Origin of the sequence: Alkalinema pantanalense CENA528 (assembly GCF_050753345.1) — a bacterium.
In the GTDB taxonomy this organism is placed as follows: domain Bacteria; phylum Cyanobacteriota; class Cyanobacteriia; order Leptolyngbyales; family Leptolyngbyaceae; genus Alkalinema; species Alkalinema pantanalense.
This window is the reverse complement of the sequence record NZ_JBLZFX010000017.1, coordinates 40,151-63,834: the sequence shown is the minus strand read 5'-3', so window position 1 is coordinate 63,834 and position 23,684 is coordinate 40,151. Positions and strand designations below refer to the sequence as shown.

At 50.3% G+C, this 23,684-nt stretch carries 19 protein-coding genes; 9 read left to right on the top strand and 10 right to left on the bottom strand.

Going from position 1 to position 23,684, the window contains the following annotated elements; all coding sequences use genetic code 11:
* Window positions 1-65 precede the first annotated feature (65 nt).
* Complete coding sequence (locus tag ACN4EG_RS08000; RefSeq protein WP_431628813.1) at window positions 66-383, bottom strand: DUF1825 family protein; 318 nt, start codon at window positions 381-383, stop codon at window positions 66-68.
* Between the two features lie 214 nt (window positions 384-597).
* On the bottom strand, window positions 598-1,530 hold the full coding sequence (locus ACN4EG_RS07995) for a J domain-containing protein (protein WP_431628812.1): 933 nt from the start codon (window positions 1,528-1,530) through the stop codon (window positions 598-600).
* A gap of 925 nt (window positions 1,531-2,455) precedes the next feature.
* Between ACN4EG_RS07995 and ACN4EG_RS07990 the strand changes: the two genes are divergently transcribed.
* Window positions 2,456-2,881: an SHOCT domain-containing protein gene (locus ACN4EG_RS07990; protein WP_431628811.1), complete on the top strand. Its 426-nt coding sequence runs from the start codon at window positions 2,456-2,458 to the stop codon at window positions 2,879-2,881.
* Window positions 2,882-2,937: 56 nt separating this feature from the next.
* The gene (locus tag ACN4EG_RS07985) at window positions 2,938-3,522 is read left to right on the top strand and encodes a helix-hairpin-helix domain-containing protein (RefSeq protein WP_431628810.1); all 585 of its coding nucleotides are present in this window, start codon (window positions 2,938-2,940) and stop codon (window positions 3,520-3,522) included.
* A 94-nt stretch (window positions 3,523-3,616) separates the two neighbouring features.
* Here the strand turns inward: ACN4EG_RS07985 and ACN4EG_RS07980 are convergent, their stop codons facing one another.
* The 7 genes from ACN4EG_RS07980 to yidD form a co-directional block, all read right to left on the bottom strand.
* The gene (locus ACN4EG_RS07980; protein ID WP_431628809.1) at window positions 3,617-4,072 is read right to left on the bottom strand and encodes an NUDIX domain-containing protein; all 456 of its coding nucleotides are present in this window, start codon (window positions 4,070-4,072) and stop codon (window positions 3,617-3,619) included.
* Between the two features lie 300 nt (window positions 4,073-4,372).
* Entirely contained in the window at window positions 4,373-4,837 is a 465-nt protein-coding gene (gene bcp / locus ACN4EG_RS07975) for a thioredoxin-dependent thiol peroxidase (protein ID WP_431628808.1), read from the bottom strand.
* 115 nt (window positions 4,838-4,952) lie between these two features.
* A complete protein-coding gene (gene obgE / locus ACN4EG_RS07970; RefSeq protein ID WP_431628807.1) occupies window positions 4,953-5,999 on the bottom strand; it encodes a GTPase ObgE in 1,047 nt (348 codons plus the stop codon).
* A 159-nt stretch (window positions 6,000-6,158) separates the two neighbouring features.
* Window positions 6,159-7,760, bottom strand: a complete 1,602-nt coding sequence (locus tag ACN4EG_RS07965; protein ID WP_431628806.1) for a family 10 glycosylhydrolase — start codon at window positions 7,758-7,760, stop codon at window positions 6,159-6,161.
* 207 nt (window positions 7,761-7,967) lie between these two features.
* Entirely contained in the window at window positions 7,968-8,156 is a 189-nt protein-coding gene (locus tag ACN4EG_RS07960; RefSeq protein WP_431628805.1) for a hypothetical protein, read from the bottom strand.
* Entirely contained in the window at window positions 8,140-8,847 is a 708-nt protein-coding gene (locus ACN4EG_RS07955) for a M15 family metallopeptidase (RefSeq protein ID WP_431628804.1), read from the bottom strand. The genes ACN4EG_RS07960 and ACN4EG_RS07955 overlap by 17 nt, the downstream gene beginning before the upstream one ends.
* A 258-nt stretch (window positions 8,848-9,105) precedes the next feature.
* A complete protein-coding gene (yidD, locus tag ACN4EG_RS07950) occupies window positions 9,106-9,321 on the bottom strand; it encodes a membrane protein insertion efficiency factor YidD (protein WP_431628803.1) in 216 nt (71 codons plus the stop codon).
* Between the two features lie 306 nt (window positions 9,322-9,627).
* Between yidD and ACN4EG_RS07945 the strand changes: the two genes are divergently transcribed.
* Window positions 9,628-10,701: a diguanylate cyclase domain-containing protein gene (locus ACN4EG_RS07945; protein ID WP_431628802.1), complete on the top strand. Its 1,074-nt coding sequence runs from the start codon at window positions 9,628-9,630 to the stop codon at window positions 10,699-10,701.
* Between the two features lies 1 nt (window position 10,702).
* Here the strand turns inward: ACN4EG_RS07945 and cofG are convergent, their stop codons facing one another.
* Window positions 10,703-11,662, bottom strand: coding sequence for a 7,8-didemethyl-8-hydroxy-5-deazariboflavin synthase subunit CofG (gene cofG / locus ACN4EG_RS07940; protein WP_431628801.1), 960 nt, complete (start codon window positions 11,660-11,662; stop codon window positions 10,703-10,705).
* Between the two features lie 502 nt (window positions 11,663-12,164).
* Here cofG and smc point away from each other — a divergent pair.
* From smc to ACN4EG_RS07910, 6 genes are all read left to right on the top strand, one after another.
* Window positions 12,165-15,797, top strand: a complete 3,633-nt coding sequence (smc, locus tag ACN4EG_RS07935; RefSeq protein ID WP_431628800.1) for a chromosome segregation protein SMC — start codon at window positions 12,165-12,167, stop codon at window positions 15,795-15,797.
* A gap of 325 nt (window positions 15,798-16,122) precedes the next feature.
* Window positions 16,123-17,055, top strand: a complete 933-nt coding sequence (locus ACN4EG_RS07930; protein WP_431628799.1) for a phytanoyl-CoA dioxygenase family protein — start codon at window positions 16,123-16,125, stop codon at window positions 17,053-17,055.
* A gap of 149 nt (window positions 17,056-17,204) precedes the next feature.
* Window positions 17,205-18,428: a class I SAM-dependent methyltransferase gene (locus ACN4EG_RS07925; protein ID WP_431628798.1), complete on the top strand. Its 1,224-nt coding sequence runs from the start codon at window positions 17,205-17,207 to the stop codon at window positions 18,426-18,428.
* Between the two features lie 338 nt (window positions 18,429-18,766).
* Complete coding sequence (gene lhgO, locus ACN4EG_RS07920) at window positions 18,767-19,981, top strand: L-2-hydroxyglutarate oxidase (RefSeq protein ID WP_431628797.1); 1,215 nt, start codon at window positions 18,767-18,769, stop codon at window positions 19,979-19,981.
* A gap of 233 nt (window positions 19,982-20,214) precedes the next feature.
* Window positions 20,215-21,810 (top strand): VanZ family protein, encoded by a 1,596-nt coding sequence (locus ACN4EG_RS07915; RefSeq protein WP_431628796.1) that lies wholly within the window; start codon window positions 20,215-20,217, stop codon window positions 21,808-21,810.
* 304 nt (window positions 21,811-22,114) lie between these two features.
* Window positions 22,115-23,620 carry a polysaccharide biosynthesis/export family protein gene (locus tag ACN4EG_RS07910; protein WP_431628795.1) on the top strand — a complete coding sequence of 502 codons (1,506 nt, stop codon included), beginning with the start codon at window positions 22,115-22,117 and terminating at the stop codon, window positions 23,618-23,620.
* The last annotated feature ends 64 nt before the right edge of the window (window positions 23,621-23,684 follow it).

Below are 23,684 nucleotides of genomic sequence, written 5' to 3'. Positions count from 1 at the left end.
GATAATTCTTAGGGGGATATTTTTTGGGAAATAGTTGTGGCGCGAGTCCTGCGCGTACCTGTGGTTTAGGGCCCAATCTGCGCCTTCATGCGGTCTAAGGTGAGACGCATATTGTCAAACATCTGTTGCGGGGTCATCCCGAACTGTCCCAACTGGGTTTTCAGTTGCTCGATCGTCATGCGAGCGGAAAAATCATCGGAGAGCTCCAGCCGCTTCATCATAATTTTGAAGCGATCCATTACCTCTTCCATTTGTTCGATGTATTTAATTTTGCCATCGCGATCGAACTTGCCGTATTGGCTGCCCAGTTCAATCAATGACTGATAGGTATGGAAAACATCCTTAGCTTCTTGCTGGACAATTTCTGATTCAAAAAAAGACATGGGTGTTAAATGCGATCGTTTGTGAAGGGCTTGACCTAACAAATTCATTCTAGTGCAGCCGCTCAACGCGCAGTAGGTAGGGGTTTCACTACTTGGTATAGCTTTGCCGTTACCCGATCGCACCCCCCCTTTCAAACCATAACGATTACAAACCAGCCATTAATCACCAATGATCAATCACTAGCTCACATCAATCTCTTCCGTTAAGTTTGGATTACTTGCGGAACAAGCCAAACAATCCGCGACGGGCCGTTTCCTTGGGGTTAGATGTAGGAGTCTTAGATGTAGGAGCCATTGGGGTTGATGCATCCATCTGAATCTTCGCCCCAAAACGCTTGGCTAGGGAATTGTTGGGATCCAACTTGAGGGCTTGCTTAAAGTACACCCGCGCCATGCCCATATTATTCTGTTTGAAATGAATATAGCCTAGCAATGCATGGTAGTCACTGCGCTCTGGATGAATCCTAATGGCATCCTTGAGTTCTAGCATGGCCTCTTTCCAGGAACCATTCTGGACGTACTGCGTTGCCCGATCGTAGTGGCGTTGGGCATAGTCCTGCTGGGGATAATCCTGGGAAAGCACGCCCCGCAATCCACTCGCAGGTTTGTTATTGACGATCGACTGGGTGGGCTGAGGCATCAAACCCGATCGCTTCTCCCGAATCGTGCCATCCCCCTGCTTAAGTTGTAAATACACCAAATTGAGTTCACTTAACTGCTGGGTAATATGAGCAAACTCAGCCAATGGCTGAAACTGCTGTTCCGCAAGTGATGAAATTTTCTGTTCATAAAAAATATCTGCCGCTTGAACTTGCTGCCGACTCAGTTCTCGTGCCACAGCGGTACAAACGCTGCCACTTTTTAATAGTTGCCCCGCTTGCAGACGCAACAGCGCGCAGGTTTCCTTGCGGCCCTGCTCTTCCTTGATCTGGGAGTAGGCTGGGTTGACTAACTTCGCTAGCAATTGAGTCGCTAATTCCCGAGTGGCCGGATCGGCAGAAACATAGCGATCGGGATGGAGAATTTTCGCAATACTACGGTAGCGCTTGAGGATTCGTTGATGATCGGCAGTGACTGAAATCCCTAAAACTGCATAGGGATCAGATAACCATTTGAGCCAGTCAGAGGTGAACTCGCTAAGGGTCATGTCTATCCTTGTCGGAATGAGGCAGAGTATCAGGACGGTAGTAGGAAAGATCCAAGAAAATACTTATACCCTAGACTACGCGCAAGATCACTGTGTCAACATCAGCGTCTTGGGTGAGTTTAAGGGATAACCTAGGGGAAAACGGCAACAAAAAACACAAGATTCCAGAAGAAAGGCTGGTTTATACAAGCTTTCTGGGCTTAATTAGACACGTCATCCTTGAGTTAAAAGAATTGCAAAGTTGCAAGGACTGTAAACCAGAGGGGGGCTGTTCAGCAATGACAACCAGTAACTCCGCTAGATCCAGTCAGCAGAATTCAGATATGTTCATCACTTTCTCATGGATTCTACCTATCTTAATTACTTCTTCAAAGAGTTTGAAGGGGTACCGGGAAATCTTGTAAAAATCTCACTGAAAGTACTATTGGTAAAGGCGTTCGCGACGTAGTGATTCTGAATTAAGTAAGTGATCTAGATCACTGTGCTTGAGAGAGTATGATCAATTACAGTGGGGCATTCTAGAGAAAACGCTGATTGTAATGATTGAATGCCCCATAGCTTGTACGAAGTTTTACGAAACCTCGGTTATACGAGGGTTATGGGAAGTCATACGGATCCTCTGTGAATAGAGTTTTCTGTATGGCTAAACCTTACGGCTACACCTTGATATTTATTCGTTTAGAAAATATGGGAAATACTCAATAGGATGAAAAAATGTAAGGACAAATTAGCATTCAATCCTAGATTGTGTCCATGTTTCAACGAGTTCGTGTGATTCGCTAGCAAAAGAGAACAATCACCAGAACGATAGTTCTAAACCGTAATGTGTCATTCATAATACTGTAAACAACGGTTCTGTTCAGCGACGGTTCTGTTCAGCGACGGCCATGCTGAAGGGTATGGGTATGCTAGGGAGACCCCATCGATGATTCAAACGCTCAAAAATCGAAAAATTGCGGCTGTTTTCGCTTTCACAGGGGCCGCTCCCTTAGCGCTACCGGGAATGACCCATGCAGTCCATCTAGTGGGTTTACACAAGCTCTATCTAGGGCAATATGGTTGGTTTGTGATTTACCTATTGTTAGGATTTACCCCCATTCCCTGGATCGCAGGCGTTTTAGAAGGCATTTGGTACTTGGTGCAGGAGCCAGAGGAATTTGACTGGAATTTTAACCAGGGGACTGCTATAACGGAAATTTATCTACAAGCACCATTGCGTAACCCAAAGGCCGATCGCTTGCTGGATGTCACCGATGCAGTCCGGGAATTGGATCAACTGCGCCAAGATGGGCTGATTTCTGAATATGAGTTCGAGCAAAAACGACGAAAACTGCTCGATCGAATCGGCTGATCCTAGAATAGAGAAATACTCGGAATAGGGAAGTACTAGGGTTCACTGAGGATTGCATGGCACTGCTGGACTGGCTCAATTTTCTTAGCGGAAGCTTTGGGATAGGGAACCTGCTAGGGAGCAGTCGTCCTGCCTTGCCCTGGCAGAGCCTGAAAACCAAAATTGCCAATGACCCCTATTACCGATTTCACACCCTGGAAGAAATCAAGTTAGCTGCATCCCTAGGCATCCAGATTGATGTGAATATGGCTGGGGTTGATGATTGGTTACGCTTGCCCGGATTATCAATCCACCAAGCCCGTAGCCTGACTCAATTGGTTGAATCCGGTGTGCAATTTTATTCGCTAGAAGATCTTGCAGCAGCCTTGGGCTTACCCGTTACCCGACTGGCACCCGTCGCACCGATTTTACGGTTTTGCTACTACGAAATAGAGTCCCTCGATCGTATTGAGCGGCTGGATCCCAATACAGCTGCGATCGAAACCCTACAGCGCTTACCGGGAGTTGGCCCGGTTCTAGCCCGCGCGATCGTCCGCCATCGCACCTCCCACGGACGCTACCGCAGTTTAGTCGATATGCAACAGCGCCTAAATTTACCGGGACAAACGACAGCCAAACTTATGCACTATCTCAAGTTTTAACAACAAGTTGTAGAGAGCAAGTTTTAACAACAAGTTGTAGAGATCAATCATGTAGCCCCGGTCAGGCCCAGTAGAGTCTGCACACCCGAATTTGCTATGCCAGCGTTGTCAGGCCGTTGAAATAATCCTGGAGTTGGCGACTGTGGTCATGGGAGAGCTTGCCCGGTGGAATATCGTCGGGGTAAAAGGCTTGCACGTCCAAAACTTCCATTTCATCTAGTGTTTGCATCTTCCCAACTGCTTCCACTTCGACAACCACACAGATTGAGTGAATGCGTGGATCGCGATCGGGATGGGAATAAACACCGACCAAACGTTTAATTTTTGCGACTTCTAGCCCCGTTTCTTCCGCGAGTTCGCGATGTACTGCCGTGGGCAAATCTTCCCCCCAATCTACCATTCCACCGGGTAAACCCCATTGGCCATTATCGCGTCGTTTAACCAGGACAATGCGTCCATCCGATAGCGTTGCGATAATACTGGTTCCTGTAACTGGGTGGTGAAAGATCACCCCCATAACGTTTTTGATAAAGTGCCACAATCGACGCATAGATATTAGATTTCCTGATATAGAGCAGGCCGACGGAGCCAACCATTACAGCGTTGAAAATGATCAATTCCAGACAGTTATGAGCCAAAGATGAGGCAGTTTGGGAACGGGGAATCTAAGCGGTGAATCTAGACTGTGAATCCAAATGGTCAGCATTCAAGCTTATTTTGACAATTTCCCTACAATTTTAAGTTCTGGTTTCAGTTCTAAATTTTTTTTGGCAGCAGGAACCTCGTGAAAGCCTGATCGTGGGATCCTCCTATCCACCATAAAATCCCCACCCCCTCCAAACCTGGCTTCCTAGGAGGTAGGTAAATCATTCAAAACATCTGCTGGATGGGTTTCTGGCTTAACTTTTTTGTAGATCTTGAACAGCTTGCCCTCCGGATCAATGACAAAGGTATTGCGAGTAATACCCATATATTCCTTGCCCATAAACTTTTTCAGGCCATAACTTTCATAGATCGTTGAAACTTGGGCATCCGCATCAACCAATAGATGAAAAGGCAGATTGTACTTGGCAATAAACTTGTTGTGATCCTTGGCATCATTCAGGCTCACTCCCAGAATGACTGCATTTTTACCCTCAAAGGCTACATACTCATCCCGAAAAGCGCAGGCTTCCTTGATACAACCGGGGGTGTTGTCCTTGGGATAGAAATACAACACGACCCATTTACCCCGTAAGGCATCTAAGGCAATCTCACTGCCAGTTTCGTCCGGTAGCACAAAATTAGGAGCCGGATCCCCGATCGTCAAAGCCATGGTTTTAACTCAAATGTCCAGTTGCGATCACTTACCATACTGCGATCGGGTCATTTGGTGAAGGGGGCTGGGGTCGGTGAGTAGATGCATCGGGATGTGATTTCCTACCCCATCCCTAAGGAGCGATCGAGAGGGGAATGCCAAAATCGTTCAATTGCTCAGCCTTAGCGCGATCGAGCACAGTCCAAACCTCAGCCAATAGCTCATCCAGCCCTAGCCGACTGACCGCTGAAATTTTAAAAACTCGGTGCTGGGTCAACTCTGCCAGTTGGGTAGCCAGACCGACTAACACCGGATCCTCCTGATCAAAGGCATCCAGTTTATTCAAAGCGACAATCTGGGGCCGATCGGCCAAACCCCGACCATAGGCCAGGAGTTCGTCTTGGATCGTGTGATAAGCCGCGATCGGATCTTCAGCGGTGGCATCGATCAAATGCAGAAGCACCCGAGTGCGTTCCACATGGCGCAAAAAGTCATGGCCCAACCCAATGCCTTCATGGGCTCCTTCCACCAGTCCAGGAATATCGGCAAACACCGTGCCATCCCCCGTCGGTCTGCGGACAACCCCCAGGTTGGGAATCAGCGTTGTAAAGGGATAGTTGGCAATTTTAGGCCGTGCGGCTGAAAGGGCCGAAATCAGCGTTGATTTGCCTGCGTTAGGCAGACCGATAATTCCCACTTCTGCCAGTAACTTCAGTTCCAGGCGCAGAAGCCGCTGTTCTCCTTCTCGACCGGGTTGAGCTTTGTCAGGGGCACGGTTATGGTTGGTCAGAAAACAAGCGTTGCCCAGGCCACCCTTCCCCCCCGCCGCAACTAGAAGAGTTTGGCCCGAAGTGGTCAAATCGCCCAGTAACTCACCACTTTCTGCATCAAACACCATGGTTCCGCAGGGCACTTCAATGATGCGATCGTCTCCCGAAGCGCCCGTACATTTGCTAGTCCCGCCCCGCTTGCCATCTTCCCCTTTAATCAGTCGTTGGTATTGGAAGTCCAGCAGCGTTTGCAAATTGTCCACAGCCTTAAGCACCACGTCGCCGCCCTTACCGCCATTGCCCCCCGACGGCCCCCCTGCTGGCACATACTTTTCCCGGCGGAAGGACACCATGCCATCGCCACCGTTCCCTGCGATTACCTGAATTTGTGCCTGATCAATGAACTGCATAGGGCTGCCTGAGAAATGAGCGATCGAAAAAATAAGCCTGCAAGTTAAAGCTATCGCAAAATTTGCAAAAGCTCATTATAAGGCTTGTTCAACCTCTCCGCACTGGGAAAAAAAGAGATTAGGGCCAAGGGGGACACTAGCTGGAACCTTGCAACCAGGCTAAAACTGGCGCGATCGACAGAACTTACGATCGCGATCGTATTCCGGTTCCTGCCAGGAAAAGGCAAAATGACTCACCGTGTCCACTTGGGGGAAAATTCGGCGAATTTCCTGCATCTGCACTTCCAAGGGCGGACGGTTGCTGATGGATTGTTGCCAAATTCCTGCCAATACAGGCTTAACAATATTGCGGTTCATCGATTTATCCAAAGTCCGTTGCACTTGGCTGGTGATGCAGTTGGCTTCTCCGCAGGTGGCGTAGGACATGGGATGACGCTCAATGTTTTCAGGGAAACGATCCCAAGGTTGCAGGCGGGAATCATAGCCCTGACCAACCGTTTGGTTCGCATCCGGGAAAAAGACAGCTCCGGTAGGCAGCCCAGCCTGTTGGGCCACATTACTCGCGAGAACTAAATAATCTACAACACCCTGCATGGCATGTCCCACTGCTAAGCGCCACAATTCTTTCTGCAAGAGGGTTTGGCGCTGGCTAAGGGAGAGTTTATTTTCCTGGGGATTGGCCGATCGACCATGCCAGAGGGGCGGATCGAGTTCCTGGGGATAGCGGCGATCGACCTCTTGAATATCACTCGTCGTAATGCCGCCCTGTTGTAAGTAGCGATCGATCAAATCTCGACCTTTATTATTCAGCGCCCTTTGCAAAATTGCAGTACGAGATGCCTCCCCATAGATCCAGAGATCGCGGACATCATTGGCGACAGATTCCTTACCTCGACCTTTGGGATAGCGAATGTAGTCGAATAACATGCCATCGGGTTTACGCTTGGCCACTTCCTGCACCATGGCGAGATAATCCTGTCGCAGAGTGGGATGGTAAGGATCGGCAAAGGCTTCGTCGGGGTTGAAGGTGTTGTTGAGTTCCTTGGTGGCAAGATTGGTGTCGATCGTGGTTTGTCCGCGACCATTCACCGCGATCGTGCCTCGTTTATCTAGCTTGGTGACGTAGGGATAGCCCACATTTAGGCTGAACATCCAGCTATACACCTTCAGGCCGCGCTGCCGCCCTTTGCGAATCACCTCCGCCAACAGATCCACCTGATCCTGTCCCGGCGTTTGGATCATCGACTGCCAAGCCGTACGATTACTGGCCTTGGGTAGCAGGACTTGGCCATTAAAGAAGGTCTCGACGTAAACCTGGTTGTACCCCCGATCGACGATGCGATCTAAAACGGCTTCGAGGGCACCGGGACGGGTATCACAGGCATAGAGCCGCAGCCACATCCCTTGGTTGCGGAGCCAGTTCTGCTGCCGACATTGGCGCAGATAATCAGCATGCTGTTTAGTTAGTTCGTCATAGCGTTTTTGGCTTTCCCGATCGCCCTGAACGGCCTTTTTCCGAAGCGTATCCTTTTGTTCAATGGCTTGGGCGGTCTGTTGGCAATAGGCCGGAAACGCCTGAGAACTGGGTTGGGCGGTGCGGGCGATCGAGGGATTCGAGATCGAGGGATTCACGATCGACGGGCTTTGCGCTTGGGCCGCTACAGGACTGATCCAAAAACTTTGGCTCAACAGGCTAGTTAGGATAAATCCATGACCGAGGTACAAGCAGCTTTGATTCCATGTTTGCCCAAAGGTGGGCATTGTTCTATTCCGGGGGGGTCTATGAGTCCAAACCATGCGTTATAAAGAATCCTTCCATCACCAAAAATCTGACTACCGTTCTCTAGGTTGAGGTTCCACAAATCAAAAGAAACCAGCGAAAAAAGCTTGGAGACGGGTTTGAAACTCAGCTTGTATTCCCAATCGCCCTAAAGCACTTTTACAAAATGCCCTAAAGCACCATCACAATTACTGCACTGCCCGATCTGCCTGCAAACAAATGCTCCCGAAATAACCGCCCAGGGAAGCCATGACTTGATCCAGTAAGGTAAGCCTGTTAACTGCCACTGGATTCTCTGACCGATCGATCGAGTCCGGGAAATTTTGCAACTGTAAACTCAAAATTGAGAGCAGCGGAAATTTAGATGGCTCGGCCATAGCAGGCAACAAAAGTCCGACTAGGATCCTGCCGCTGACTGAGCCATGCCCACAATTGATCGCCCCAGGAAAAATGCCACCACTCATGGTAGTGCCGCTGAAACCCAGCCCGACCCATGACGTAGTTCAGCAGTTGCCGATGGGTATCATACCGCTCTGCTGAAGCATCCGGTAACCCAACATAGTGATCGGGATACGATCGCGGCGAGAGTTCATCGATTTCGGATCCCATGTCTACGACCTCTCCCGTTTCGTCCACCAAAGTCAGATCGATCGCAGCTCCGGTGCTATGGGGCGGTGGCGTCAGGGGATTGGGATTTGGCATGGCCCAAAACTGATAGACCTGTTGCAGGGCTTCGGTGCGTTGGGGTTCGGTTAAAGCCTCGATCGTCCATCCGCGCTCTGCGACCACTGCTTGAAACGTATAGTCCACCATGAACTGCTGTACTAAGATTGGGCGATAGGCATCAAAAATTTGTAACCGCCAACCGGGTTTAAGTTGTTGCAAATATTGCTGGGCCTGGATGAGTCGATCGTGAACCCCCTGCCGCACGGAAAACGGTGAGCGATCGCCGTAGGGGGCTCCTAATTTCTCATAGGGATGGGGGTTGACCAAGCAAAAAATTTGGGAACTGAGGGACACCAGCGGTTCATGACACTCTTCGATCGGAATACGTTGGTACGGTTTCATGGAATGGCCCGCAGAGATCACAGGGTACAGGGTACTCGGGATTCCTGCATTTGCAGTGATTTTTTAGCTAAAACCACCCAAACTCTAATTTTTATCTTGATTTAATTCCTATCCTGAATATTTACGTCGGTAATAGATATTGTTCTCGCTCTGGCATTACCTCGTGAAGTCCAACTGTGATATCCAACTGTGATGTCCAACTGTGATAGATAGAGGTGGCTTTTTGATCTGGATGCTGGATACTGCCCTCTTCCTGTATTACGTTGGTGGTACTGGGTCGTAGCCACTTCCACCCCAGGGGTGACAACGGCAAATTCGGCGGGTCGCTAACCAACTGCCTTTGAGCGGGCCATGGGTGTCGATCGCCTCGATCGCGTACTGGGAACAGGTGGGTGTGTAACGACAGCAAGGCAGATACAAGGGCGAAATGAGGATGCGATAGCCTCGAATTAAACCTAGTAATAAGACTTTCATTTTTGCATGTCCCTCTAACGCAGAGACCTTTGGGGGATTCCCATAGATCTTAATCAGTAATCCCTCCCTTCCATCTTTAGATTACTAAACAACGTAGCGAGGATTCTAGGATTTATAGGTGTAATTGTGGGAAAAAGGGGATTGTAGAAGGCTTGTTGAGGGCTAATAGTCCGTAATTTCTAGGAACAATAAATAGAATTGTTAGAGAATCGCTGAAGGTATCGGAAGTTCCAAAAAAGTTGGGAATAATGACTTGTAGGGCAACCTAAATTTATTCAGTTGCCGTAAGAAAGTTGCGCAGATCGAATGCCAACCTTGAGCTGCGGGGAGATTCAGCATCCCCAAACCAATGGAAACTATTTGATGCCAGATGTCATGACCTTCTCACCCCATAATCCGCCATTGATCCTAGTGGCAGATGATGACAAGGTAATGCGGGTTTGTCTACGTCAAGCCATGGAACAAGAAGGCTACCAAGTCGTCGAAGTGATGGATGGCGAAAGTTGCCTCGCTGCTTATACCCAACTGCGTCCAGATGTTGTGTTGCTGGATGCGGTGATGCCCACTATGGATGGTTTTACCTGCTGTACTCACATTCAAAATCTGGAAAATGGCAATCCCTATACTCCCATCCTGATGATTACAGGGTTGGAAGATGAGGCATCTGTAGAACAAGCATTTGCGTCTGGGGCATTTGATTTTGTCAGCAAACCGATTCATTGGGCCGTTTTACGGCAACGGGTCAAGCGGTTGATACAGCAAGTCCGTCTTTATCACCACTTACAGGCTACAAATGATGAACTGATTCGGTTGGCTGCCTCCGATGGATTAACCCAAATTGCCAACCGTCGTCGGTTTGATCAATACCTGCATCAGGAATGGCATCGTCTGCTTCGAGAGCACCTACCAATCTCTCTCATTCTCTGCGATATTGATTTTTTCAAAATTTATAATGATACCTATGGTCATCAAACTGGAGATGATTGCCTGCGTAAAGTGGCCAAGGAACTGGAGTTTTCGGCTCGTCGATCGGTGGATTTAGTGGCGCGCTACGGGGGAGAAGAATTTGCGGTCATTTTACCCAATACCGACATAGAAGGTGCAATTCAAGTCGCCCAGGCGATCCACAAGAGTATTGATGCCTTAGCGATTCCCCATCTCGGATCCAACGTTAGTGACGTGGTGACCGTTAGTATGGGGGTCAGCTCTACAATTCCCTCCCAGTTAATTGACCCCAAAATGCTAATTACAGTAGCCGATCAAGCGCTGTATCAAGCCAAAGCTGCCGGTCGGAACCAGTTTAAAACATTGGAAATTCCTAGGACATTGGAACTTTCTGAGACACGGGAACTTCCTAAGACACTGGAAATCCCCAAGTAGACTACGATCGACCCAACGCATAACGCCAGCGGGTCACAGCCGTTTGGAGATTGGGCAACAACCACCGATCGTACTGAGGGTAAAGGGGTAGACGAGGAACCAATTGCCACCCTGCGGGTTCTAAGCACGCTCGCAGTTGGCTGGGGGTGGGATGGGGATAGTCAGGATTCACTTCATCGATCGGGCTCAGTCCTCCCAAATCTCTGGCTCCGGCTTCTAGACAGGCCAAGAGAATCTCCGGTTGGTGCACTAAGTTGGGTGGAATTTGCAGGGTAATACTCTCTGGCAGAATGGATCGGGCGGTATGAACCAATTCAGGCAGTGCCTCTAGCGGAAATCCCTCGCTAACCCAGGTTTCACTGGTACCGGGGCTATAGGGTTGCAGAATGCATTCTTGGATATGGCCGTATTGGGCCTGAATGTGAGCGATCGCTTCCAGACTGGCAATGCGATCGTCCGGCTGCTCCCCCAGTCCTAGCAAAATTCCTGTGGTAAAAGGAATTTTTAGCTCTCCTGCTTGGATCAGTTGCTGGTAGCGCAGTTCTGGATCCTTGCTAGGGGCATGGCGATGGACGGTTTGCAAAAGATCGGGGGTGAGTTGTTCTAGCATCAGTCCCATAGAGACATTGACCGCCTTGAGTTGCTGCATTTCTTGGCGAGATAATGGCCCCACATTAGTATGGGGTAACAATCCTAGATCAAGCGCCAGTTGACAGAGTTGCTCAATATGCTGCAACCAAGCCGATCGCTGGGGACTCTGGGGATGCACCTCGCCACTGAGGATTAAAATTTCACAGGTGGTTGGGGGTAGCGCCCGTAGTTGGGCTACAGCTTGGTCGATCGCTAACCAACCCTGGGAACCTAGATCCACTCGGAAATTGCAGTAACTACAGCGATTGAAGCATTCATGGGTCGGTACCAAGGTATAGGCAGGGCTATAGGTGACTTGTGGGTTCGGCATCCTCTGCTCAGTTAAATAAAAATCTGGGTTAGATGAACATCGAACATCTGGACTAGATACAAAATGTAGGTTGAGCGAAAACCGGGCTTCCTAGAATTCGAGCATTGCTGCACGACGTCCAAACATCCATTACCGTTTAGGTTACAAGGTGCCGATTATTCTAAAGATCAGGTAAATTAAATCAAGTTCACTCGGTATATTCCTCGATCGAGATTCTACAGAGAGACCTCTGTCCACTATCCTTAGGCCAACGCTTGACGACCCGCTCCCAGTTCCATACCCCATTTCTAGGATTATTAGGGATTCATCGGCCTGAAACTGACGGATAGCAGTAAACTTGGCTTTTCAAGGTAGCACAATTGTACTAAACTAAATATAGTGGTTCATTTCCCCTAAAAGACACTACACTAGACAGCAATTTTCATTGTGCATAATCCCTGTACGGCGTCTCGATCGCTCTCTTTCTCTATTTTTTGCTCAGCCCTGCTAGTCCCCGAAGCCTGTGTTTGTTAAACGCCTGGAACTCACCAATTTCAAGTCCTTTGGGGGCACAACTCAGGTGCCTGTTTTGCCTGGATTTACTGTTATTTCCGGGCCGAACGGTTCTGGGAAGTCGAATCTATTGGATGCCATTCTGTTCTGTTTGGGTTTAGCGGGCTCCAAGGGAATGCGGGCGGAGCGCTTGCCGGACTTGGTCAATCAGTCCCAATCTAGCCGAGGCCGCACCGTCGAAGCCAGTGTGACGGTGACCTTTGATCTGTCAGACGATCGGGAATTGTTAGAAGCGATTCGGCAGGAGGCGATCGAGGCGGGGCAGGAGGATGCCCGCTTTAGCGTACAGCGTACGGAAGCGGGGCAGGTGATTGAGTGGAGTGTCACCCGTAAGCTGCGCGTCACCCAGCAGGGAACCTACACCTCCAACTACTACATTAACAATGAGCCTTGCACGTTGACAGAACTGCACGATCAGCTCAATCGCCTTCGGGTTTATCCAGAAGGCTACAACGTTGTGCTGCAAGGGGATGTGACGCGGATTATTTCCATGAATCCTCGGGAGCGGCGAGAAATTATTGATGAACTGGCGGGGGTGGCTTCCTTCGATCGTAAGATTACCCAAGCGAAGGAAAAGCTGGATGCGGTCAAGGATCGAGAAGATAAATACCGCATTGTGGAGAAAGAACTGATTGACCAGCGCGATCGGCTCTCCCAGGATCGGGCTAAGGCGGAAAAATACAAAAAACTACGGGCGGAATTGCAGGCCAAGGCGCAATGGGAGGCGGTGTTCCGATTCCAGCAATCCCAAACCCAGGCGGAAAAGTTGCAGGCTCAAATTGTTTCTGGGGAAGCGGAAATTGCCACCCTGACCCAGCAGATTGCCACCGCCGAAGCAACAATTAAGACCACGGGAGTTGAACTGGATGCCCTCAATGCCAAAGTTCGCGCTTTAGGGGAAGCGGAGCAAATTGCCCTACAGTCCCAGTTGGCGACCCGTGAAGCCGAAATGCGGCAGTTGACCCGTCAGGAACAGGATTTGCAAACCAGCGATCGAGACTTGCAAGCGGCGATCGGCAAAACCCAGCAGGAACTAGCCGATCAGCGGGACTTGTTGAACCGCCTGATCCAGGAGCAATCTAGTACGGAAACCCAGGAGTTAGCCAGCCTGACCCAGGTTCGCAATCAAGCCCAAGCCAACTTGGAGCAGGCAAGGCATGCGGCCAGTCAATCGGCAGCCAGTGCAGAAGCATGGGTGCAGGAGCAAACACACCTGCGCCATCAGATTGATACGATTTTGCAAACGCTGGATCCCCAACGGACGGAACAAGCTCGGTTACGGGAGCGGGCCAGTCAGCTAGAACGGCAAATTGAAGAGCAAACCCGCACCCGTGATTCTTTCCAGCAACAGCTAACGGAACGGCAGACAGAACAGGAAACTCTGGCAACGGCATTACAGGCTGCAACAGAACGGGTACAGTCCTTAGCACAGTCGATCGCGGCGATCGATCAAGAGTTGCAAATTCAGAAGGATACGCAAACGCGATTACAGAACGAACAGAGAGAAAAGCAACGCAAGCTCGATAAATTAGAAGCGCAGAAACAAGCTGTGCAGGAAGCCCAAGGCACCTTTGCCACCCAAGTGATTTTGGGGCTTGGCATGTCTGGCGTGCATGGGTTGGTGGCCCAACTGGGTCGGGTGGAATCGACCTATCAGACGGCGTTGGAAATTGCGGCGGGGGCTCGGTTGGGCCACTTGGTGGTGGATGATGATTCGATCGCGGCGGCGGCGATCGAGATCCTCAAACAACAAAGGGCGGGGCGGGCGACGTTTTTACCCTTAAACAAAATCCGGGCTCCCCAGATCCCCGATGCCTCGACGATTCGGACGCTAAACGGTTGTGTGGGCTATGCCATTGACTTGGTAGACTGCGACGATCGCTATTGGGATGTCTTTGCCTATGTTTTTGGCGGCACGGTCGTCTTTGAAAATATCAGTGCGGCGCGGCGACACCTGGGCAAATTCCGCATGGTGACGCTGGATGGGGAACTGTTGGAGTCTAGCGGGGCGATGACCGGGGGCAGCATTGGCAAATCTGCATTGCACTTTGGGACGGGGCAGGTGGGCGAGTCAGCGGAGGTGCTGGCCCTGCGGGAACGGCTGGGGGAAATTGATACGATTTTGTTCCGCTGCGAGGACGCGATCGCCAAGGCGACGATCGCCCACCAGAACACCACAAAGCAACTGATTGAATCGCGCCAACAACATCGGGAATTACAACTCCAGTCAGAACAGTTGACCAAAGACCTCGATCGTCTGACCAGTCAGCGGGAGTCTTTAGATCAACAAATCCGTAGTCAATCCCAGGAACAGGAAGCGGCACGATCGCGATTACAGGAACTCGATCGATCTCTGCCCGATCAGGAAGCGCAATTAGCAACGTTGCGGCAAACGCTGGAAACCCTGGAACAGTCCCAAACCCACAGCGAATGGCAACAAATCCAAGCCCACCTGCGGCAACTGGAAACGGAACTGGATCAGCGGGAAAAGGCACTGCGGACTGTTGAGCAACGGTTAGCCGATATTGTCAATCAAAAGCAGCGATCGCAGGAACGCATTGAACAGGGCGAAACGCGATTACAGGAACTGCGCGAACAGCAAACGCATGCCTTGCAGCAAACGACGGAACTGCAAGCCCAGCGGATTGACATTCAAGCCAAAATTACGGAACTGCAAGCGGCCTTGGTGGAATTGGATAAAACCTTGGGTGAGGAACGCCACAAGCGCGATGCCTTGGATAAACAACTGCGGGAACTGCAAACCCAACGCCAGCAGGCCGATTGGCAACGCCAAAAGGTTCAGGAATCCCAAGCCACCCGACGGCAGGAGTTATCCACCTTGCAGGAACAGATCGAGCAGCAGAAACTGGAACTGCCCGATCCACTGCCGGAAATCCCAGAGGATGCGACGCGGGATGTGGCTCAGTTGCAGCACGAGATTCGATCGCTGCAAAAACGTCTTCAAGCTATGGAGCCGGTCAATATGCTGGCCTTGGAGGAATACGAACGCACCCAAGAACGCTTGCAGGAACTTAGCGACAAGCTGGCCACCCTCGGCGAAGAGCGCACGGAATTGTTGCTCCGCATTGAGAATTTCACCACCCTGCGGGTACGGGCTTTCCGGGAAGCCTTTGATGCCGTGGATGAAAACTTCCAACAAATTTTTGCCACCCTGTCCGACGGGGATGGGAGGTTGCAATTAGAGGATCAACAGGATCCCTTTAATGGCGGGTTAAATTTAATTGCTCACCCCAAGGGAAAACCTGTACAACGGTTGGCATCCATGTCTGGGGGGGAAAAGTCGCTGACGGCATTAAGTTTTATCTTTGCGCTGCAACGCTATCGCCCCTCACCCTTCTATGCCTTTGATGAAGTCGATATGTTTTTGGACGGAGCCAATGTAGAGAAGTTGGCCAAAATGATTAAACATCAGGCACAATCGGCTCAGTTTATTGTAGTGAGTCTGCGGCGTCCGATGATTGAGTCTGCCCAGCGGACGATCGGTGTGACCCAAGCGCGGGGAGCCTATACCCAGGTGTTGGGTATTCAACTGGAAGGCCAAGCCCAAACTGCTTCGGGCTAACCATTTTCGGGTTAAAACTGCGATCGAGTGACCGCCTAGGCTGGATGAAGAGCTGAATTCGGTTAAAGACTTTGTAAAATCTTTAACCTAGGTAAACGGAGTTAGCCGACGGATTGTTCGTTGCCCCTCTAGGGTCTAACCCCTTCTCTAGACTGGGATAGTTGCGTAAATCTCACAATTCTCCTTTGAAGACTCAATGAAGTCGCTTGTTGAGTTCTAAGGAAGCGGCTAGAGTCGTGGGTAGCGTAAAAACACGGATCATTCAGATACCCATCCGGGTGGTTAATACTGGTATCTCGGTTCAGGGAATTAAGGATTTATTGCTATGCACACTGTTTATTTTGATGCCAACGTGAGCGATGATCTACGGCGGCAACGGCTTTATGACGGTCAGATCTTCGTGTATTCCCCCCGCCCTAGCACGATCTCGCTGATTGACCATGCTCGTACCATGATCGAAGAAGCCTTTGGTGGCTTAGATCCCAAGCTGGCGCAGTATGAAATGTCGGTTGAGCAGTATGTGGAAATCGTCGCTCCCCTGAAGCCCCAGTTTATCCACCATCCCAAGACCAAAGGGCTGATTCAGGATATTTTGCGCGAATTGGCCTGCGATCTGGAATCCACCTACCTGGATGTACCCCGTCTCCGCATGGTGACGGCAAATAATTACCTGACCAGTGGCGTTGGCTATGCCCACCATCCCCACCGAGATACTTGGTACTCTGCACCCATGTGCCAACTGAACTGGTGGTTGCCCATTTACGACATTGAATCGGAATGCTCCATGGCCTTCCATCCTAAATACTGGAGCCAAGGGGTAACCAATGAATCCCATACCTTTAACTACTACGATTGGAACCGCAACGGACGTAAAAACGCCTCCCAACACATCAAGTCCGATACCCGCAAACAACCCCACGCCACCGAGACGATCGAGCTAGAGCCGCAGGTGCGCTTTGTTTGTCCTCCCGGTGGGATTGTCCTGTTTGCAGGGGCACAAATGCACTCCACCGTTCCCAACACCGCCGGCTTCACCCGCTACAGCATTGATTTCCGCACGGTTCACCTAGATGAAGTCGTAAAAATGAGCGGCGCACCCAACGTAGATTCCCACCCGACAGGCACCTCTCTGCGCGATTTTATGCGGGGGAGTGATCTGAGCCGCCTGCCGGAAGAGATTGTGGCCAAGTACGATGTTGGTGTTGATCAGGCTCCTGAAGACGCTTTGATTTTCACACCAGAAACAGTCAAAGCCTAGGTATCGTTGCCTAGGTATCGTTGTAACCGTAGATATTGCAACATTATCAAAACACTAGTGTGGTTACGATCGTACTAGTGTTGGAACTGCAAATATTGTAACCGTCAATTTTGCGATCGTATTCGTCTAGCTCAGCACTATTGGAAATCATGACTCAAACCTCTACCACCAACCCTATCCCCGCTGGAACCCGCCCTATCCAGCAAGCCTGCCCTAGCTGCGGCCATGGTGAACTCCATGTCTTCTATGAAGTGCGGAATGTGCCGGTTCATAGTTGCCTGATGATGAGCAGTGAAGAGGAAGCGGTGAATTTTCCCACGGGGGATGTGGTGTTGGGCCTCTGTCCCCATTGCGGTTTTATTACCAATGTGGCCTACGATGCCAACCATGCCGACTACTCCCCCATCTACGAAGACCAGCAAAGTTTCTCACCCACCTTCAATTCCTTCGCGGGACGGTTGGCTCAACGGCTAATTGATAAGTACAATCTTAACGATAAGCACATTGTCGAAATTGGATGTAGCAAAGGTGATTTTTTGCTGATGATGTGCGAACTCAGCAATAGTTCCGGTGTAGGAATCGATCCCAGCGCGATCGTAGGACGGGTTCAGAGTGCTGCGGTCAGTCGTGTGAAATTTATCCAAGAATACTATTCTGAAAAGCATAGCGATCAGGTGGGTGAATTCATCTGCTGTCGCCACACCCTAGAGCACATTCACCAAACGGAAGAACTGGTGCAAACCGTGCGGAAATCTATTGGCGATCGGCTGGATACGATCGTCTTTTTTGAGATTCCTGACATGGGCCGGGTGCTGCGTGACCAAGCCTTTGAAGATATCTACTACGAGCACTGCTCCTACTTTACGCCCGGAACCCTGGCACGCCTCTTCCGCAAGTCTGGCTTTGAGGTGATTGATCTGTACTTAGATTACGGCGATCAATACTTAATGATTGAAGCCAAACCCGTGGCTGGCATTTCCGACAAAATCCATCCCGCTGAGGAAACTGTCGAGGCCGTGGCCCAGGATGTGGAACGGTTCGCGACCCAAATCGGGCCGAAGCTAGAACATTGGAAAATCCACTTGGAAACCATGAAAGCAGAGGGCAAACGGGTTGCAGTCTGGGGGTCTGGCTCTAAATGTGTGGCCTTTTTAACCACGCTGAACACCAAGGAATTGGTGGAATGCATTGTGGATATTAACCCCCACCGTCAGGGCCGTTTTATTCCCGGCGTAGGCAAGCAGATCCAGTCGCCGGAATTCCTTAAGGAATACCAGCCGGATGAAGTGATTGTCATGAATGCAATCTACTGTGATGAAATTCAAACCATGCTGGATGGGATGGGTGTAAAAACCACCGTTGTTGCGATTTAATTAACGGTTTCAAGATGGACAAGCTGGTTTGGGACGATCGCGGAGCCATTTCCGAGAATGCCTGAGCCAGCTTATTTATGTTTTGATTTTTATATTGTGATTAGCATAAGACTGATGTGCTCTGAGGTTAGGGAACAGCGCATAAATAAAATCCCAATTGGGTAAGGGTAGGAGAGTAAAAGGGTAGGAGGGTAGGGGAATGAAGAGGGGATATTATTTCTTTGCAAATCCCTTATGTCAGAGATAGGCTAGCGCTTGGCGATCATCCAATCAGGAGACATTCCAGTCAGGACACATTGAAAGGAATTAATCAGGGCGAATCAAATAGGGGGAATCGGATGTACGACTATGCGATCGTGGGTGGCGGTATTGTGGGTCTTTCCACCGCGATGACCCTGGGGCAGCGCTATCCCCAGGCCAAGATTTTGCTATTGGAAAAAGAAGCAGAATGGGCGCACCACCAAACGGGCAATAACAGCGGAGTCATCCACTCAGGGATTTACTACAAGCCCGGTAGCTTTAAGGCCAAGTTCTGTCGGGATGGCAGCCGATCGATGGTGCAATTTTGCCAGGAGCATAACCTGCCCCACGAAGTTTGCGGCAAGGTGATTGTGGCAACGGAACCGGAAGAGTTGCCGTTGTTGGAGAATCTCTATCAACGGGGATTACAGAATGGTTTGCCTGTGCGCAAAATTACCGCTGAAGAAGTGAAGGACTACGAACCCCATGTCGCTTGTTTGGCGGGGATTCACGTCGCTTCCACGGGCATTGCTGACTACAAAGCCGTCTGCCGGAAATATGCCGAATTAGCCCAGCAGCAAGGGGCTGATTTGCGCTGTAATACCCGCGTCGATCGCATTGTTGCCAAGTCCTCCGGTGCGGTGTTGGAAACCTCCGCAGGGACATTTGAAGCGCGATTTTTGATCAACTGTGCGGGGTTGCAGAGCGATCGCATTGCCCAGCAAACCGGAGCCAGCGTCCCGGCCAAAATCGTGCCCTTCCGGGGGGAATACTACGAACTCGTTCCCGACAAACGCCATTTGGTGAAGGGATTGATTTACCCCGTGCCCAATCCCAGCTTTCCCTTTCTGGGTGTACACTTCACCCGCATGATTGACGGTACCGTGCACGCAGGCCCTAACGCTGTGCTCAGTCTCAAACGCGAGGGCTATCACAAAACCGATTTTGACTGGCGGGATGCGTGGGAAACGCTGACCTATGGCGGTTTTTGGAAATTAGCAGCCAAGCATGCTGATCAGGGAGCCCAGGAAGTCCTGCGATCGATCTTCAAATCGCTGTTTGTGAGCAGTCTGCAACGGTTGATTCCTGAGGTGCAATCGGCGGATTTAATTCCCACCCATGCTGGGGTACGGGCGCAAGCACTACAGCCCGATGGCAAACTGGTGGACGATTTTCTGTTGATACCGGAGGGTGCTGCGTTGCATGTTTGTAACGCACCATCCCCTGCGGCCACCTCCTCCTTGGAAATCGGACAGGCGATCGTAGCTCAAATTCCTGCTCCTGTTTCTACACAAGTTAGCCTGCATTCTTAGACACAGGCAGGCGATCGAAAATCCGCTCGATTGTCTGAAGCTGTTTCTTCTCAAGCTGTTTTTGTCTGAAACAATTTCACGGTTATCTTTCTCATTCACGATTTTCTTGAAGCACCAACCTGCCTAAGCGTCATTGAATCACTCACTATTAAGTCACGATATCAGTCACCAAGTAAGTCCCCAATCTACTCGGTCTAATTAACTCAATCTTTGCTGAATTTGGAGAATGGATAATGACGCGCTCTGAAACCCGGTCTAGGCAAATTTTTTCCCACTTTCACTGGTCATGGTTCTTGCTGCTCGTCAGTACGATCGTGATTCTGGTTGGCACCCTATTGCCCTTCAAGTTTTCGATCGCAGATTGGAGCCTGAAGGACGCGATCGACGAATTTTTCTTCAGCACAACGAATTGGGAAGATCGATACAACAATGTTCTGCTATTCATGCCCTACGGGTTTGCGTGGGTAGCTTGGTTGCATTGGCAAAGGCGGCGGCAATCTGCTCCAACAGTATTCCTCCACCGCTTTTCCCCTTGGCTAATCACGGTTTTTGCCAGTATGGGCCTGTCCTGTCTGGTGGAAACGTTGCAGACCTTTCTGCCCTCCCGATCGACCAGCCTTAACGATTTAGTCACAAACACGCTAGGTGGATTCCTAGGGGCAGGACTTTGGTGGTTAGCAAAGCAGTGGTTGAGATCGGATGCCCGTTGGTGGCAGTGGGTGAAGCGGGGTTGGCGGAATCCCCGTGTGGTTGCCCTGCTGTTGATTACTTGGGCCGGAATCATGATCCTCTTGCCGATCGGGCTTCAGAAATCCGCCCAAATTCAAGGTTGGGATAGTCATTATCCTTTAGCGATTGGCAATGAAGTCACCGGCGATCGCCCCTGGGATGGCGAAGTCAAAGCCTTCATGATGGCCGATCGCGCCTTAGCTGAAGACGAAATTGCCCAGTTGTTGCAGATGCCCTCCCCCGCTTTACCGAATCCCATTGCGGACTATCACTTTGAAGGCCCAGGGCCCTACGGCGATCGCAGCGGCCATGGGCCGACCTTAACTTGGCAAGGCAAAGTCTCCGAAGCCGTTGCAGGGAGCCAGGGTGCCGTGACTCACCCAGAGCAATGGCTGCTGTCTACTCAGCCCGCTGCCCACATCTCCACTGCGATCGAACGATCTCAGGAATTAACCGCTGTGGTTATCGCGAAAACCCACACCCTGGATCAAACGGGGCCAGCTCGGATTATTTCTCTTTCTCAAGATACTACTCATCGAAATTTCACCCTGGGTCAAGGGGGTGATAACGTTACCGTTCGTCTACGAACCCCCATGGCGGGTAACAATGGTGATCTGATTAGCCTCACGGTGCCAAATGCGCTGACGCCCCATCAAGTCCATCGCTTTGTCGTGACCTATCAGCAAGGAATGCTTGCGCTATACATCGATCGTCCCGATCAACGTCATGTTTTGCAGTTGACCCCAGAGATTAGCTTAGTTCGCTATCTATTTCCCAATAATGGTCGTAGCCTTCGCCTCACACCTAAGGCAATGTTGGCTTACCAGAGCTTTTATTACCTATTTTTCTGTGCACCTTTAGGCGTTCTGCTCGGCCAAAGTCTAAGCATTACTAGAATGAATGCAGTCTTGAAAAGCTTGGTGATCACGATCGGATTGGCAGTGCCCACCTTAGGATTAACTCTGTCAATGAGCCAGACTCAAGGATTTGGGTGGCTGTTGTGGGGGGGCTGTCTGGGGTTGGCCAGCCTCGCCCTAGGCAGCTTTTTATGGATCCAAAGCCAGCTAATCAAAAGGCAAGGTTCGATCGTTAAGGGTTAAATACCCCCTAGCTTAAGGTTCGGCCTTAGATGAAGAGTTTGCAAATCCTCTGGGATGATGAGGTTCAATAATTTCACCGAGGTGTTAGAACTGGGGAAGTGTTAATAGGAACTATTTTGCTTCTGGATAGTCTTTTTCAGTAACCTTTCTCTGGAAATCTTAAATTCTCGGTTCATTATTTCCGTTAAGTCGTTAAAGTTAAATCGTTAAAGTTAAATCGTTGAATCGCAGTCGTTCTTATTTTTGGCGTTCCACAGGTTGCTTCCCTATGGTTGTCCGACTTTATCCTCTTTCCAATTGCAGCATGGGTCTCGTGCGTGTTGGCCTGTTGAAAACCTGCGCAGTTAGTACCAGTCTGCTAGCAACCATGGTTGGTTTGCTGCCGTCCATTGCCCTCGCGCAAACCTCACTCCCCCGCCGATCGACGCAATTCCCTCCCAATGCGGTTGCCCCAATCGTCAATCGTCCTCCTCTGGATGAAGACTACATCCTTGGCCCCGGCGATCGGGTCAAAATTGATGTACTCAAAGCGCCCCAATACTCCCTAGAAACGCAAGTTTTAGTGGACGGGACGATTAGCTTGCTGCAATTCGGATCCTTACCGGTGCGGGGGCTGTCCCTGACGGAAGCAACGGCCCGCGCAACTGAAAAGTATCGTAAAGTTTTGCGCTATCCCGTCGTGACCATCACGCTATTAGCGCCGCGCCCAGTCAAAGTGACCGTTGCCGGAGAAGTCAGTCGACGGGGAGCCTATGACGTGACGCTGAACCCGGTTAGTGATACGGGTAATATCGTCGGCTCCGCAAACTTACCGACCTTAACCCGTGCCCTCAAGCTCGCCGGAGGCATTAACCAATCCGCTGATCTGAATCGCATTGAAATTCGTCGAGCCCAGCGGGGTGGAGCAGGGCAAGTATACACCGTTAACCTCTGGGAATTTGTCCGCAATGGGGACACCAGCCAAGATGTGGTGCTGCGGGATGGGGACTCCATTTTTGTGCCTGCTGCCGAAAAACTTGATTTGACCGAGTCTTATCAGTTGGCAACAACCAGTTTTTCCGCAGAAAAAATTCAACCCCTTAACATTACAGTGGTCGGCGAGGTCTATCGTCCCGGTACCCACACAGTGGAAAGCAGCGTTCGGGTTCCCACGGCAGGGATTCCGGGGGAAGCGCGGGATTCCTTTAACCAAGCCCGCATTTTCCCAACCCTTACCCGCGCAATTCAAACCGCTGGGGGTATCAAGCCGATGGCTAATCTGCGGAATATTGAAGTTCGACGAATTAGTCAGCAAGGTACCCAGCAAATTTTTAACATTGATCTCTGGGCTTTATTACAAACGGGAGATCAAACTCAAGATCTGATTTTGCAAGATCGCGATACGATCGTCGTACCCCAGGCAACCAATCTCACGAATGCTGAAATTGCCACTGCCTCTGCTGCAAGTTTTTCTCCCGATCGCATCCGTGTTGCTGTCATGGGTGAAGTCGGGACACCGGGTGTCATCGAAGTTCCTCCTAATACGCCGTTGAACAAAGCCATTTTGACCGCAGGCGGTTTTAACAATCGGGCTGTTCGGAGTAAAGTGGATTTTGTACGGTTAAACACCGATGGAACGGCGGTTAAACGGGAGGTTAAAGTCAATCTATCCGCAGGGTTTGATGAAGTAAATAACCCTCCTCTGCGTAATGAAGATGTCATCATCGTACGACGGTCAGGATTGTCGGTGTTTGGAGAGTCTGCTCAAGTATTTGGGCCGCTAGGCACCATTGTGAATGTATTCCGAGCCATCTTCGATCGGAATAATTAATCCCATCGTCATATTTGGACGATGCTGAAAAACAGGTCTCCATCCTGAAATTACGCGGTCCTCA